Here is a 13,830-nt window from a genome sequence, read left to right as displayed (position 1 = left end):
TCATCCTCCTCCTTGCAGGGCGGCCCACATTTCCTGGTCGCGCTGGTCGGTCCAGATTACGGGATCGTCGATTCCCGAGGCCTCGTCGAACGCGCGCGAGACGTTGAACGGCAGACAATGTTCGTAGATCGCGAAGCTGGAAAATTTCGGGTCCATCACCTCGCGCGTCGCCGCCATCGATTCCTTGAGGTTGCGGCCCCTGGCGACCGATGTTTCGGCCGCGCCATAGAGCGAGGTGACGAAATCGCGCGTCATCGCGATCGCGTCGCGGCCGGTCGAAAGACCTTTCAGCGCGTCGCCACGGCCCGGCGCGATCGCCTTGGGATTGAAGGCGCGAATTTCGTTCAGCGTCGCCGGCCATTCGCGCAAATGCGCGTCGCCGCAATAGCACGCCGAATGATATTCGATCAGATCGCCGGAGAACATCACCTCGGCGTCCGGCACCCAGGCGACGATATCGCCTGACGTGTGACCGGCGCCGAGTTGCATCAGCCGCACCTCGCGTTTCCCCAGATAGATCGACATCTCGCCTTCGAAGGTCAGCGTCGGCCAGGTCAGGCCAGGAATGCTCTGGGCGTCCTGGAACAGGCGCGGGAAGCGGCCGTATTCGGAATCCCAGTCCTGCTGGCCGCGCTCTGCGACCAGCCGATAGGTCTCTTGAGAGGCGATCACCGCCTGCGCCTTGTAGGCGGAAGCCCCGAGCACGCGCACAGCGTGATAATGCGACAGCACCACATATTTGATCGGCTTGTCGGTGACGGTGCGGACCCGCTCGATCACCTTATGGGCCATCGCGGGCGTCGCCTGCGCGTCGAACACCAGGCAGCCGTCGTCGCCGACGATCACAGCGGAATTGGGATCGCCTTCGGCGGTAAACGCATAGAGATCGGTGCCGATCTCGGAGAAGGTGATCTTCTTCTCCGCCATGTCGGTCGTCGACGCGAAACCCTTGGCAGTACCTTTGGCCATCAAATCCATTCCTGACTTCGTTAAAGACCGTGATCTATTGTTGTTGCTGTTGTTGCTGCTGACTGTCATCCAGCATCCGCCGCTTGGCGAGCACAATCGCCTCATTCAGCACGTCGAGATCGCCGATGTGGTTGGCGAGCACCAGCACCAGCGCCGCATCGAGATCGGCGCTTTGCGCGTCGCTCAATCCGCGATGCGCCTCGACGATGGCGCGAAAGGCGTCGTCCGGCTTGGCGAAATTCGAACTGGTGGACAGCGCCATGGCAAAACCTCAATTCAACCCGGAAGCACGCGCCAGTGCGGCATCGAGTACAGGTCGCGTCGGATGCCGGAAGCGCGCCGCGACATAGCCGTCGGGCCGCAGCAGATAGGCCGTACCGGGCTCGGCATCGTACCGCGCACCGGCAAGACCGGAGGAATCGACAAAGCCATCGTCGCCGCCGATGCGGATCACGCCCAGGCTCTCCGGCGGATCCGCGGCCGCACCATTGCCGAATTCCAGCAGCGTGAACCGCGTTCCCTGCTTGATGAAGGCTTCGGTCAGGAACGTCGAATCGCCGGATCGTTCGGCGATCGGTGCGTCCAGCATCGACGCGCCGGGCCGCGGGCCGCCGCGCCAAATGTCATGGTCGGCGGTCGACAGCGGCGAGTCATAGATCGAAGGCACCGACAGCCGCCCGCCATTGACCATGCGCTTGCCGAATTCGGTTTCCTTTGCCAGCGACAGCACGGCCTTGCGCAGCCGCGCCTCCTGATGGGAGGCGGGCGCCATGAAATCGGTCGAGCGAGTCGACTCCCGGATGTTTTCATCCGCCGCGGCGCTGCGCTCGGCGTGATAGCTCTGCAGCAGCGCCTCCGGCGACCGTCTGCGCAAGACGCGATCGAGTTTCCAGGCGATGTTCTCGGCGTCCTCGAGGCCCGAATTGGCGCCGCGCGCGCCGAACGGCGAAACCTGATGGGCGGCATCGCCGGCAAAAATCACCCGGCCATGGATGAACTTGTCCATCCGCCGGCACTGGAATTTGTACAGCGAGATCCATTCGAAATCGAACTTGTCATGGCCCAGCATGCGCGCGATCCGCGGCCGCACGTTCTCCGGCTGTTTTTCGGACGCGGGATCCGCAAACCGGCTGAGCTGCAGGTCGATGCGCCAGATGTCGTCGGGCTGCTTGTGCAGGAGCGCCGAGCGGCCGGCATGGAACGGCGGGTCGAACCAGAACCAGCGTTCGGTCGGAAATTCCGCCGTCATCTTGACGTCGGCGATCAAAAACTGGTCCTCGAACACCTGGCCGGTGAATTCCGCACCCACCATCTTTCGCAGCGACGAGCGGGCGCCGTCGCAGGCGACGACGAACCTGGCGTGCAGCTTGTAAGGCCCATCCGGCGTCTCGACCTTCAAAACCGCATGGTCATTGCGCTGCTCGAGCCCGACCACCTTGTTGCGCCAGCGCAGGTCGATGGCAGCAAGCTCCCCGACGCGATCGACCAGATAGGCCTCGGCATAGAATTGCTGCAGGTTGATGAAGGCCGGCCGCTTGTGGCCCTGCTCCGGCAACAGATTGAACTGGTAAAGCTGCGACGCGCCGTGAAAGATCTTGCCGACGCTCCACACCACGCCCTTGTCGACCATGCGCTGGCCAATGCCGAGCCGGTCCCAGAACTCCAGCGAGCGTTTGGAAAAGCAGATCGCTCGCGAGCCCTCGCCGATCCGGTCGGCGTCGTCGAGCAGCACCACGCTTTGGCCACGCTGCGCCAGGTCGATCGCCAGCGACAGCCCGACCGGTCCGGCGCCGACCACGACGACGGGATATTCCGCAGCATTGCCGCCCGCCCGATCCTGATCGGGGTGGCGGCGATAACCGAACTGGGTCTTGGTCTGCGCCATGGTCACCTTGCGACTAGCCAAGGGCGTGCGAACTTGCTAAATTAGTCGCATCTGCAACTATCTTAAACCCGCTGCGAGCCCCGGCGTCAACTCAAATTGGAGCGATTTTTGGCAAAGACGTCTTCAGGCGAGAGCATGCCCCGGACCCGATCCGGGGTCGATGCGGACTCCCGCGAGGAAACCGCCGCCAGAAAGCGACGGCTCGACCTTTTCCATTTCGTGCCGTTTCGCCTGAACCGGCTGGCGGCCGAAGTCAGTTCCGCGCTGTCCGGCGAGTATCAGGCGCGGTACGGGCTCGACATCCCGGAATGGCGGGTGCTGGCGACGCTCGGTTTCCGCAATGACGCCTGCAGTGCACAATACATCGCCCAGTGCACCCGGACCCATAAATCGACCATCAGCCGCGCGGTTACGGCGCTGATGGAGCGGCAACTGGTCGAGCGCGTCGAGAATGCGGACGACCGCCGCGAATTCCGCCTGCGCATGACCCGCAAGGGCAAGGCGCTGTACGAGGAGTTGATCCCGCGCCTGCTGCGCAAGGAGCAGGAGATTCTGTCGTGCCTGTCCGCGCAGGAGCGAAAGGATTTTGCAGCACTGCTCGGCAAGATCGAACAGAGCTTTGACCTCATCCAGACCAGCCAGGAGGCGGACGCGAAAGAGGCGTATTGAGCCACGCTCTCCCTCCACGTCATTGCGAGGAGCCAACGGGTCCGGCCTTTGGCCGGCCCGATGATAAACTCCGCGACGAAGCAATCCATTCTTTCTTCCTTTCTTCGCGCGGCGAGATGGATTGTTTCGCGGAGCCTGTCATCGGGCGGCGCTCTGCGCCGACCCGTTGGCTCGCAATGACGGATGTAGCGACTACGCCCGATCAATGTGCCTCGCGATCACCGGGAAATAATTATCCCCCGACCCCGCATCGATCGCTTCCTGCAACACCTCGCCCATCAGTTCCGCGCCGCGGATCCTCAATCCGGCGTCAGCGGCCAGTTCCAGCGCGTAGGACAGATCCTTCAGCGCATATTCAGTCGAGAACGCGCGCTCGGGGAAATTGCCCGGCACGATCGCCTTCATGCCGTGATTGCGCAGCGCAAAGCTGTCGGCCGAGCCCTTCGATAACGTATCGAGCAACAGTTTCGGATCGACGCCATTGTGCCTGGCGACTGCAACCGCCTCTGCTAGCGCGTTGACGGTCTCGAACAGCACCATGTTGTTGAGGATTTTGGTCACCTGCCCCGCACCGACCTCGCCGCAATGGGTGACATCGGTGGCGAAACAGCGGATCAGCGGTTCGATCGCGGCATAGAGCGCGGGTGCCGCACCGACCATGACGCTGAGCGTGCCATCCTGCGCCGCCTGCCGCGTGCGCGCGATCGGCGCATCCGCCCACGCCGCACCCTTGGCCAGCAACTGCGTTGCGAAATCGCGGGTCTGGCTGACCGACGACGTGCCGAGATCGACCACGACCTGGCCGCGCCTGATGTTCTTCAGAATGCCGTCGCCCTCGAACACCGCGCGCACATGCTTGGCGCTCGGCAGGCAGAGAAACAACAGATCGCTCTGTTTGATGACTTCGGCAGCCGAACCCGCAATTTCAGCGCCTTCCGCGCGCATGCGCGCCAAAGGCTCCGGCGCGAGATCGAACACAACCACGCGCTTGCCGCTCTTCTTCACCAGATTTCGGCAGATCGGCTCGCCCATCACGCCGAGGCCGATAAAGCCGACGGTCTTGTACTCTGACATGCCTATCTGAACCTACTTCACGAAAGAACGCGACGGCGCGAGATGCAGCGCGAACGCATCGACCTTGTCGCTGGCGCGCGGATAGATCTCGCTCACGATCGGGTCATGGCCGGGGATGAACCGGTCGGGATGACCGGCGAGACGCTCGACAATTTCCCAGCCCTGCACCATGTCGCCGACGTTATAGACGATCGGAAACGGGCTGCGGCGCTGCAGATTGGCATAGTAATGCGCAGCATCGGAGGCCAGCACCACCGGCCCGCGCGCGGTCTCGACCCGCACCACCTGCAGGCCGTCGGAATGGCCGCCGACCCGATGCACGGTCACGCCGGGCGCGATCTCGCCATCGCCGGAATGGAAGGTGACGCGCTCGCCATAGACATGACGGACCATGGTCGTGACATGCTCGACCGAAAACGGATGCCGGATCGTGCTGTTGCACATGCAGCGTCCGGTCGCGTAGCTCATCTCGCGATCCTGCAGGTGAAACCGGGCTCCGGGAAAGCGGTCGAGATTACCGGCGTGGTCGTAATGCAAATGGGTGACGACCACGTCCTTGATGCTCTCGGCCTTGACGCCAAAATTGGCCAGCGCGTCGACCGGGTTGAGCGTGAGCTTGCGGGAGCGCGCCTTCGCCTCATCGGCATTGAAGCCGGTATCGACCAGGATCTCGCGGCCATGCCCGCGGATCAGCCAGACGAAATAATCGAGGTCCTGCGCGGTGGTCTCGTGCGGATCCGGCACCAGGAAGTTCAAATGAGGGGTGCGCGGCGACATCGTCGCATAGCGCAAGGCATAGATTTCGTAAGCATTTCCCATCGGTGTCACTTTTCTTGTGGGTCGCGGTTGGCCGACGCCTGCACCAAGCCATCGTCATCCGGAAAGGTCAAACCCGCGGAACGCGCGTGACCGCGGCATGACGGCATGGCGCATTCTATGTGAGACGGGTCACATTGCGGGTCCTCCGTCATCGGCCGCGAGAGCGGGTGGCGACGGTCACGGCAAGCCCGATTTATTCCCTCGCCTCCGCCTCGCCTCGTCGCGGTTAATTGTCGCAATTAACGACGGCCTTGCAAGCGGTTGACGGCCTGCAGGCGCGGTTTGATAATGCGGTTTGCGTAGCGTAAAGTCGCCGAGGCGCAAGCTGGGATCGGCGCTGTTTTGGCTGGACCGCCGTGATCTGGATTGCCGCGATTATGAAAATTCGTCTTGCATTGTTTGCTGCGTTGATATTTTCAGCGGCATCGATTGTCCCGTCGCTTGCGGCCGGCGACCGCTTTGCGCTGGTCATCGGCAACGCGAAATATCCGGATGCCGAGGCGCCGCTGAAGGAGCCGATCAACGACGCGCGCGACGTCGCCGACGAGCTCAAGCGCGACGGCTTCAACGTCGATATCGGCGAAAACCTGACCGGCGACGCGATGCGCCGCGCCTTCGACAAGCTCTACGGCAAGATCAAGCCCGGCTCGGTCGTGCTGATTTTCTTCTCTGGATTCGGCGTCCAGTCGAGCCGCCAGAGCTACATGATCCCGGTCGATGCGCAGATCTGGACCGAGCCGGATGTTCGCCGTGACGGTTTTAGCCTCGAAACCGTGCTAGGCGAGATCAACAGCCGCGGCGCCGGCGTCAAGATCGCCCTGATCGATGCCTCCAGGCGCAATCCGTTCGAGCGCCGGTTCCGCAGCTTTTCGGCCGGCCTTGCGCCGGTGATCGCCCCGAACGGCACGCTGGTGATGTATTCCGCCGCGCTCTCGTCCGTCATCTCCGACAATGGCACTGATCGCAGCCTGTTCGTGCGGGAACTGCTGAAGGAAATTCGCACCCCCGACCTGATGGCGGAGGAAACGCTCAACCGTACCCGCGTCGGCGTCACCCGCGCCTCGCGTCAGGAGCAGGTGCCGTGGATTTCATCGTCGCTGGCGGAGGATTTCTCGTTCATCCCCGGCGGCGCGGGCCCGCGGCCCGCGGCTCCCCCGCCCGCTCCGGCCCCGGCGCCGCAGGTGGCCGCTCCGGCGCCTGCGCCGGAACCGCCGCCTTTGCCGCCGCCGCCAAAGCAGATTGAAGTCGTGATTCCGCCGCCGGCCCCGCCGGCGGTTCCGGCCAAGCCCGCGGAGACCCCGACCGTGCTGGCGCTGGCCGACGATCCGACCATCAAGAGCCTGACCGCCAAGCTCATCGACAATCCCGACGATGCGGCGGCGCTGTACCGGCGCGGACAGGTCTATGCCAGCAAGGGCGCCTACGACCTGGCGATCAAGGACTTCAACAATTCGCTGCGGGTGAACCCCAAGGACGTCGAAGCCTTTAACAACCGTTGCTGGGCCCGCACGGTGATCGGCGACCTGCAGGCCGCGCTGAAGGATTGCAACGAAGCCCTGCGGCTGCGCCCGAATTTCGTCGATGCCCTCGACAGCCGGGGGCTGGTCAACCTGAAGAGCGGGCAGACCAAGAACGCGATTGCCGATTTCGACGCCGCCCTCAAGATCAACCCGCGTTTGACCTCCTCGCTGTACGGGCGGGGGCTGGCCAAGAAGCGCAACGGCTCGATTTCGGAAGGCGATCTGGATATCAACAACGCCAAGGCCATGGACCCGAATATCGCGAAGGAATTCGCCGATTACGGGGTACAGTGACGATATTTCGAGGTGAAGGCCGGCGCCCCTCGAACCCCGGCGGGGCGTCATAGACTAAAAGTTAAAGTAGTTAGCCCGGGACCGATGGTCCGGCAGTTTATTTGCATCACGTTTGGAACCGCGCGGAACGCACGCAGGAGGGACTGGCAATGTCAAAGATCTCTGCAACCAAAGGTCTTACCGCGATCCTTTCGATCATGACCATCGGCACCGCGCTTTCCGTCGGCACAGGAACCGCCCGCGCCGGCGACGACAACGTCACCGAGGATCAGATCGTCCGCGCACTCGCGCCGGCTGAAAAGAAGCCCCTGACCCGCGGCCTGTCGGTCGGCCCGCAGACCCAGACCGATCCGGCCGCAGCCGCCGCCGAAACCAAGTTCGTGCAGACCATCCGTGGCCGCAACACGCGTTCGCTGTCGATCACCGAGCGCGAAGAGATCGCGACCATCGTCAAGGACAAGCCCAAGATCGATCTGGAAATCAACTTCGACTACAATTCGGCCGATATCAGCGCCAAGTCGCTGCCCTCTGTGCAGGCGCTGGGGCGCGCATTGACCAATGTCGATTTGAAGGGCTCGACCTTCGTGGTCGCAGGCCACACCGACGCGGCCGGCGGCGAAGCCTATAACCAGGACCTGTCCGAGCGCCGTGCCGATTCGATCAAGCGCTACCTAGTCGACAAATACGGCATCAACGGCAGCGATCTGGTCACCGTCGGATACGGCAAGACCAAGCTCAAGGACCCGAGCCAGCCGATGGCGGAAGTGAACCGCCGGGTCCAGGTCGTGAACATGGAAAATAAGGCGACCGCGTCCAAGTAAAGCGCGATCAAGCAAACGGCGTGGCGCTGACCAAGATTTTCCGGCTACAATGCGTCCCGCAGCACCCTTGCGGGACGTATTCGTTTTGGGGTTCATTCAGAACTTCCCGGCCGGCCCAATGCGCCCCGCCTCATTTGACTTCAAGTCTGGATTGATCCGGCGATGAACCTCTCCGAATACCTCAAACCTGCGCTCGGAGTAGCATTCTTTGTCGTCCTGGGCGCCGGATATTACTGGTTCGAGCACCGCTCCCACCCTGAGGAAAAGGAAACTCCGGGCCAGGCGCTGGTCATCGTGACCAAATCCACCAATGCCTGCTTTTCCGACATGGTGCGGGTCACCGGATTTATCGTGCCGCGCCGCGAGGCCCAGGTCGGCGTCGACCAGGAGGGTTCCAAGGTCACCGATCTCTTCGTCCACGAAGGCGACATGGTCACCGATAATCAGGAACTGGCGCGCCTGACCCCACCGCCGCTGCAACAGGGCGGCGGCGCAAGACCAACGTCGATCTCGCTGCGCGCGCCCGGCCCCGGACTTGTCACGGAAGTGCGAACCGCGGTTGGCGCGCCGGCCTCGCCCCAGGCCGGGCCGATGTTCCGGATTTCGATCAACAACGAAATCGAGCTGGACGCCGAGGTGCCGAGCATCCATCTACTGAAACTCAATCCGGGCGCGACGGTGCGGATCAGCCGCGACGACGCGCCCGATCTGGTCGGCAAGGTCCGGCAGATCTCGCCGCAGATCGACCGCACCACCCAGCTCGGTCATGTCCGGATATCGCTGACCAACAATCCCTCACTCAAGGTCGGCATGTTCGCCCGCGCAAATATCGACGCCAAGCGCAGTTGCGGCGTGGCCGTGCCGCGCACCGCGATCGATCGCCTGACCCTGCAGGTCGTCAAGGGCAACGTTGTCGAAACCCGAAAGGTCCGGGTCGGACTGACGTCGGACACCTCGACGGAAATTCTTGAAGGCCTCGACGTCGGCGAAACCGTCGTGGCCGACGCTGGCTCCTCCCTGCATGACGGCGACCAGATCAAGACCATGTTCGCCGACGAACTCGATCGCACGCGGACACGCTAATGGCTTTGAATATCTCGGCATGGTCGATCCGGAACCCGCTGCCCTCGATCGTCTTTTCGATCATCCTTCTGGTGCTGGGCTGGGTCAGCTTCACCAAGCTCGCGGTGACGCGGCTGCCCTCGGCCGACATTCCCGTGATTTCGGTCGCGGTCTCCCAATTCGGCGCCGCACCATCGGAATTGGAATCGCAGGTCACCAAGACCATCGAAGACGGCATCTCCGGCGTCGAGGGTGTGCGGCATATTTCCTCATCGATCACCGACGGCCTGTCGGTAACGACGATCCAGTTTGCGCTTGAGACCAACACCGACCGCGCCCTGAACGACGTCAAGGACGCCGTCACGCGGGTTCGAGCCAACCTGCCGCAGAACGTCACCGAGCCGCTGATCCAGCGCGTCGACGTGATCGGCCTGCCGATCGTGACCTACGCCGCGATCTCGCCCGGCAAGACGCCGGAGCAACTGTCCTATTTCGTCGACGACGTCGTCAAACGCGCGCTGCAGGGCGTCCGCGGCGTTGCCCAGGTCGAGCGCATCGGCGGTGTCGAGCGCGAGATTTTGGTGTCGCTCGATCCCGATCGCCTGCAGGCCGCGGGGCTGACCGCGGTCAATGTCAGCCAGATCCTGCGCGGCACCAATGTCGATCTCGCCGGCGGCCGCGCCGAAATCGGCAAGAACGATCAGGCCATCCGCACGCTGGCCGGCGCCAAGACGCTCAACGAACTCGCGGGCACCATGATCCCGCTGTTCGGCGGCGGCGAGGTCCGGCTCGACGATCTCGGCACCGTCACCGACACCATTGCCGACCGCCGCACCTTCGCCCGCTTCAACGGCGAGCCCGTGGTAGCGCTCGGCATCAAGCGCTCCAAGGGCGCCAGCGACGTTGTGGTCGCGGCCGCGGTCCAGAAGCGGATCGATGCGCTGAAGGTCGCCTATCCCGATGTCGACCTGAAACTGATCGACACCTCCGTTGAATTCACCAAGGGCAATTACGAAGCGGCGATCTCGACCCTGTTCGAAGGGGCGATTCTCGCTGTGATCGTCGTGCTGTTGTTCCTGCGCGACATCCGCGCCACCATTATCGCGGCGATCTCGCTGCCGCTGTCGATCTTCCCCGCGTTCTGGGCGATGGACCTGCTCGGCTTCTCGCTCAACCTCGTTAGCTTCCTCGCCATCACGCTGTCGACCGGCATCCTGGTAGACGACGCCATCGTCGAGATCGAGAACATCGTCCGCCATATGCGCATGGGCAAGACGCCCTATCGCGCGGCGCTGGAGGCCGCCGACGAAATAGGCCTTGCCGTGATCGCGATCTCGCTCACCATCATCGCGATCTTCGCGCCGGCCAGCTTCATGTCCGGCATCGCCGGGCAGTTCTTCAAGCAGTTCGGCATCACGGTTTCGGTGCAAGTGTTCTTCTCGCTGCTCGCCGCGCGCTTCGTCACGCCGGTGCTGGCCGCCTACTTCCTCAAAGACACTCACCACGAAGACCCGCCGCCCGGCCGCGTACTGGCGACCTATACCAAACTCGTGACCTGGTCGGTGCGGCACTATTTGATCACGGTGCTGATCGGTTTTGGCATCTTCGCGGCCTCGATCTGGAGCATTACGCTGCTGCCGCAGGGTTTCCTGCCGGCGCAGGATACCGCGCGCTCGCTATTGGCGATGGAGCTGCCGCCAGGCTCGCAACTCGCCTACACCGAGAAGGTGACCGAGGAGATCGTCGCGCGCCTGCGCAAGCGCCCGGAGGTGCGAAGCGTGTTCGTCGACGGCGGCCGCGTGCCGCCGGGAACGCTGGAGGTGCGGCGCGCCGCGCTGATCATCAATTACACGCCGAAGACTGAACGCGACAGCGCACACACGCAACGCCTGCTCGAACTCGACATCAGCAAGGAACTCGAGAACGTTCCCGACATCCGCTTCTGGTTCCTCGACGAAAACGGGCTTCGCGCGATCTCGCTGGTCGTCACCGGTACCGACAGCAACATCGTCAACAATGTCGCCAGCGAACTGGCGACCCAGATGAAGCGGATTCCGATCATCGCCAACGTGATCTCGGAAACCGCGCTGGACAGGCCCGAGCTTCGCATTCGGCCGCGCGCCGAACTGGCGGCGCGGTTAGGGGTCTCCACCGAAAGCCTGTCGCAGACCATCCGCGTCGCCACCATCGGTGACGTCGGTCCGGCGCTCGCAAAATTCGACGCCGGCGACCGCCAGGTGCCGATCCGGGTCCAGCTCGAGGACAATGCCCGCAGCGACCTGCAGATGCTCGAACAATTGCGCGTGCCGCTGGGCCAGCGCGGCGAACGCGGCGGCGTGCCGCTGTCCGTTGTCGCCGACATCCAGCTCGACCAGGGCCCGACCAGCATCAACCGCTACGACCGCGAACGGCAGGCCACCGTCGCGGCCGACCTCGTCGGCACCGCGGCACTCGGCGACGCCACCAAGAAGATCTACGAGCTGCCTGTCATGAAAAGCCTGCCGAAGGGCGTCAAGGTCAGCCCGTCCGGCGACGCCGAAAGCCTGAACGAATTGTCGGAAGGCTTTGCCACCGCCATCACCGCCGGCCTGATGATGGTCTACGCGGTGCTGGTGCTGCTGTTCGGCACCTTCCTGCAGCCGATCACCATCCTGTTTTCGCTGCCGCTCTCGATCGGCGGCGCCATTGCCGCATTGCTGCTGACCGGCAAGCAGCTCACCACGCCGGTATGGATCGGCATCCTGATGCTGATGGGCATCGTCACCAAGAACGCCATCATGCTGGTGGAGTTCGCGGTCGAGGCGATCCGCGACGGCAAGCGGCGCGATGAAGCGATCATCGACGCCGGCATGAAGCGCGCCCGCCCGATCGTCATGACGACCATTGCCATGGCGGCCGGCATGATGCCGTCAGCACTGGCGTTCGGCGCCGGCGGCGAATTCCGTTCGCCGATGGCGCTCGCCGTGATCGGCGGCCTGCTGTTCTCGACGGTGCTGTCGCTGGTGTTCGTGCCGGCGATGTTCATGATGATGGACGATATCGGCGCGTTCATCTGGCGCTTCGGCAAGATGCTGCTGGTTTCACACGGCGAGACCGAGCACGCGCCGTCCGATCATCACGCCGAGCCGCCGGCCAAGGAGCCGCCCGCGCCGCCGCCACCGGCCATGGTGTCGCCTGCGGCGGAGTAGGAGCGAGACGCGTGCGATGCGGCGGGCGCGGAACTGTTGACCCAGCGCTACGCAGGCGACATCGACGAGGCCCTGCGCTATGCGGCTTTTCTCGCTGAGGACGAGACCGCCTAGTCAGCGTCAATGAACTCGACGACTCCGGGCCGTGCGGACTCGATGGCCGCCGCGAGCTTTGGCGCCAGCGGCTTGAGATCGGCAAGGCGGTTCGTTTTCGCATGAAGCACGATGACGGCGATCGGATAAGAAACCAGATTCTGCTGAAAGGACAGGTTTCGATCCACGGTGACGAATACTTCAAACTGTTCGCCCGCTAGCGCCAACAGTTCTCCATTCTTGATCGTCGTCCAGCCCATTTGACGAGCGGTCTTGACGTCGTGGCCGATGATATCACGCGCCAGGCGCCAGTCGACGCATTCGTCGAGCAGGACCTTCACGAAGCCGCTTCGACCATTCGCGTCTTGGCTTCCTCCAGGAACGCGATGACATGCTCTCGCGTAACGGATGGGAACCCAGCGAGAAAATCATCGATCGATTCACCGGCCTCGAGATAGTCAAGCAACGTCTGTACGGGAACTCTTGTCCCGTGGAACACAGCGGAGCCGCCCATAATATCAGGGCTAATCGAGACGATCGGCTGTTTCATGTTTACAGATTACACCTTCACCCGGCACACGCGCAAATACCAGGGCGCCTCCCCCCTACTCGTTCCTTGCCACCGCCGTCAGCTTGGTCAGGTTCTGCAGTAAAATCCGGCCGCGCTGCAGGTCGAGGATGCCGTCCTTGCGCCAGAGCTGGAGCTGACGGTTGACGCTTTCGCGCGCGGCGCCGACGAAGACGCCGAGTTGCTCCTGCGAGATGTGGACCTCGGAGCCGAAATCGGCCGCCAGCGCACAGAGCCGGCGCGCCAGCCGCACCGGCAGCGGCTGCAGCATGGATTCCTCCATCCGCTCGCTCTGCCAGCGGATGCGCTGGCACAGCAGCATGATGATCTTGATCGCCACCTTCGGCTCGCGTTCGAGATGCGACAGAAAATCCTGCCGCCGCAGCACGAACAGTTCGGTCGGCTCGCCCGCGGCGGCATCCGCGGTGCGGCTCTGGCCGTCCAGGACCGCGACCTCGCCGAACAGGTCGCCCGGGCCCATGAAGTTCAGCGTCAGCCGGCTGCCGTCCGAGGCGCCGGTCTCGATGCGGATCTGGCCGCGGCGAACCCCGTACAAGGCGTCGCCGGGGTCCCCCTTCTGGAACAGCATTTCACCGACCCCAAGCTGCTGGGTGTGGCAAAGGCTGGAAATCCGCTGCAGTTCGTCGGTCCCCAAGTCCGCGAACATCGGGTTCATTTTCAGGATGACCGCAAATTCGGCCTGTTTACTCATTGTATTGCCTTCCAGATCGACCCCGCCCCCCCCCCCGAGGACGGCGGTAGCAAGATTCAGCGCTCTGGAAGTGTGTCATAAGTCACATAACTTTGCAGTACCCTCGGATTATTTTTAGCCGCTTTGAGCGATATCCCCTTTCCGGGATAAGCTCGC

General features: G+C 63.4%; 13 protein-coding genes. 5 read left to right on the top strand and 8 right to left on the bottom strand.

The window, feature by feature from the left end; translation table 11 throughout:
* Genes NL528_RS02780 through NL528_RS02770 form a run of 3 tightly spaced genes read right to left on the bottom strand, consistent with a single transcriptional unit; the run spans position 1 to position 2,854 of the window.
* Complete coding sequence (locus NL528_RS02780; protein WP_309181204.1) at positions 1-969, bottom strand: MBL fold metallo-hydrolase; 969 nt, start codon at positions 967-969, stop codon at positions 1-3.
* Between the two features lie 34 nt (positions 970-1,003).
* Positions 1,004-1,231 (bottom strand): DUF2783 domain-containing protein, encoded by a 228-nt coding sequence (locus NL528_RS02775; protein WP_074271788.1) that lies wholly within the window; start codon positions 1,229-1,231, stop codon positions 1,004-1,006.
* Between the two features lie 9 nt (positions 1,232-1,240).
* The gene (locus tag NL528_RS02770; RefSeq protein WP_309181203.1) at positions 1,241-2,854 is read right to left on the bottom strand and encodes an FAD-dependent oxidoreductase; all 1,614 of its coding nucleotides are present in this window, start codon (positions 2,852-2,854) and stop codon (positions 1,241-1,243) included.
* A 135-nt stretch (positions 2,855-2,989) separates the two neighbouring features.
* Here NL528_RS02770 and NL528_RS02765 point away from each other — a divergent pair, with 135 nt between their 5' ends.
* Positions 2,990-3,523, top strand: a complete 534-nt coding sequence (locus tag NL528_RS02765) for a MarR family transcriptional regulator (protein WP_309181202.1) — start codon at positions 2,990-2,992, stop codon at positions 3,521-3,523.
* A gap of 192 nt (positions 3,524-3,715) precedes the next feature.
* Here the strand turns inward: NL528_RS02765 and NL528_RS02760 are convergent, their stop codons facing one another.
* Together NL528_RS02760 and NL528_RS02755 are read right to left on the bottom strand one after the other, a co-directional pair.
* Positions 3,716-4,597 (bottom strand): NAD(P)-dependent oxidoreductase, encoded by an 882-nt coding sequence (locus NL528_RS02760; RefSeq protein WP_309181201.1) that lies wholly within the window; start codon positions 4,595-4,597, stop codon positions 3,716-3,718.
* Between the two features lie 12 nt (positions 4,598-4,609).
* The gene (locus tag NL528_RS02755; RefSeq protein ID WP_074271791.1) at positions 4,610-5,416 is read right to left on the bottom strand and encodes an N-acyl homoserine lactonase family protein; all 807 of its coding nucleotides are present in this window, start codon (positions 5,414-5,416) and stop codon (positions 4,610-4,612) included.
* 377 nt (positions 5,417-5,793) lie between these two features.
* Between NL528_RS02755 and NL528_RS02750 the strand changes: the two genes are divergently transcribed.
* The 4 genes from NL528_RS02750 (at position 5,794) to NL528_RS02735 (ending at position 12,301) form a co-directional block, all read left to right on the top strand.
* Complete coding sequence (locus tag NL528_RS02750) at positions 5,794-7,230, top strand: caspase family protein (protein WP_309181200.1); 1,437 nt, start codon at positions 5,794-5,796, stop codon at positions 7,228-7,230.
* Between the two features lie 149 nt (positions 7,231-7,379).
* Entirely contained in the window at positions 7,380-8,051 is a 672-nt protein-coding gene (locus NL528_RS02745) for an OmpA family protein (RefSeq protein WP_309181199.1), read from the top strand.
* Between the two features lie 162 nt (positions 8,052-8,213).
* Entirely contained in the window at positions 8,214-9,134 is a 921-nt protein-coding gene (locus tag NL528_RS02740) for an efflux RND transporter periplasmic adaptor subunit (protein ID WP_309181198.1), read from the top strand.
* On the top strand, positions 9,134-12,301 hold the full coding sequence (locus tag NL528_RS02735) for an efflux RND transporter permease subunit (protein ID WP_309181197.1): 3,168 nt from the start codon (positions 9,134-9,136) through the stop codon (positions 12,299-12,301). The genes NL528_RS02740 and NL528_RS02735 overlap by 1 nt, the downstream gene beginning before the upstream one ends.
* A gap of 110 nt (positions 12,302-12,411) precedes the next feature.
* On the opposite strand, the gene NL528_RS02730 is transcribed toward NL528_RS02735, so the two are convergent.
* Genes NL528_RS02730 through NL528_RS02720 form a run of 3 tightly spaced genes read right to left on the bottom strand, consistent with a single transcriptional unit; the run spans position 12,412 to position 13,674 of the window.
* The gene (locus tag NL528_RS02730; protein WP_309181196.1) at positions 12,412-12,735 is read right to left on the bottom strand and encodes a DUF5615 family PIN-like protein; all 324 of its coding nucleotides are present in this window, start codon (positions 12,733-12,735) and stop codon (positions 12,412-12,414) included.
* On the bottom strand, positions 12,732-12,944 hold the full coding sequence (locus tag NL528_RS02725; RefSeq protein ID WP_309181195.1) for a DUF433 domain-containing protein: 213 nt from the start codon (positions 12,942-12,944) through the stop codon (positions 12,732-12,734). The genes NL528_RS02730 and NL528_RS02725 overlap by 4 nt, the downstream gene beginning before the upstream one ends.
* 55 nt (positions 12,945-12,999) lie before the next feature.
* Positions 13,000-13,674 (bottom strand): Crp/Fnr family transcriptional regulator, encoded by a 675-nt coding sequence (locus NL528_RS02720; protein ID WP_074271797.1) that lies wholly within the window; start codon positions 13,672-13,674, stop codon positions 13,000-13,002.
* Between the last annotated feature and the right edge of the window lie 156 nt (positions 13,675-13,830).

This window comes from Bradyrhizobium sp. Ash2021, from assembly GCF_031202265.1.
In the GTDB taxonomy this organism is placed as follows: domain Bacteria; phylum Pseudomonadota; class Alphaproteobacteria; order Rhizobiales; family Xanthobacteraceae; genus Bradyrhizobium.
This window is presented reverse-complemented; position numbering and strand designations above follow the sequence as displayed.

Excerpts from the sequence above, each read along its gene's own strand:
- NL528_RS02780 (WP_309181204.1), bottom strand. The coding sequence starts at position 969 with ATGGCCAAAGGTACTGCCAAGGGTTTCGCGTCGACGACCGACATGGCG.
- NL528_RS02775 (WP_074271788.1), bottom strand. The coding sequence starts at position 1,231 with ATGGCGCTGTCCACCAGTTCGAATTTCGCCAAGCCGGACGACGCCTTT.
- NL528_RS02770 (WP_309181203.1), bottom strand. The coding sequence starts at position 2,854 with ATGGCGCAGACCAAGACCCAGTTCGGTTATCGCCGCCACCCCGATCAG.
- NL528_RS02765 (WP_309181202.1), top strand. The coding sequence starts at position 2,990 with ATGCCCCGGACCCGATCCGGGGTCGATGCGGACTCCCGCGAGGAAACC.
- NL528_RS02760 (WP_309181201.1), bottom strand. The coding sequence starts at position 4,597 with ATGTCAGAGTACAAGACCGTCGGCTTTATCGGCCTCGGCGTGATGGGC.
- NL528_RS02755 (WP_074271791.1), bottom strand. The coding sequence starts at position 5,416 with ATGGGAAATGCTTACGAAATCTATGCCTTGCGCTATGCGACGATGTCG.
- NL528_RS02750 (WP_309181200.1), top strand. The coding sequence starts at position 5,794 with ATGAAAATTCGTCTTGCATTGTTTGCTGCGTTGATATTTTCAGCGGCA.
- NL528_RS02745 (WP_309181199.1), top strand. The coding sequence starts at position 7,380 with ATGTCAAAGATCTCTGCAACCAAAGGTCTTACCGCGATCCTTTCGATC.
- NL528_RS02740 (WP_309181198.1), top strand. The coding sequence starts at position 8,214 with ATGAACCTCTCCGAATACCTCAAACCTGCGCTCGGAGTAGCATTCTTT.
- NL528_RS02735 (WP_309181197.1), top strand. The coding sequence starts at position 9,134 with ATGGCTTTGAATATCTCGGCATGGTCGATCCGGAACCCGCTGCCCTCG.
- NL528_RS02725 (WP_309181195.1), bottom strand. The coding sequence starts at position 12,944 with ATGAAACAGCCGATCGTCTCGATTAGCCCTGATATTATGGGCGGCTCC.
- NL528_RS02720 (WP_074271797.1), bottom strand. The coding sequence starts at position 13,674 with ATGAGTAAACAGGCCGAATTTGCGGTCATCCTGAAAATGAACCCGATG.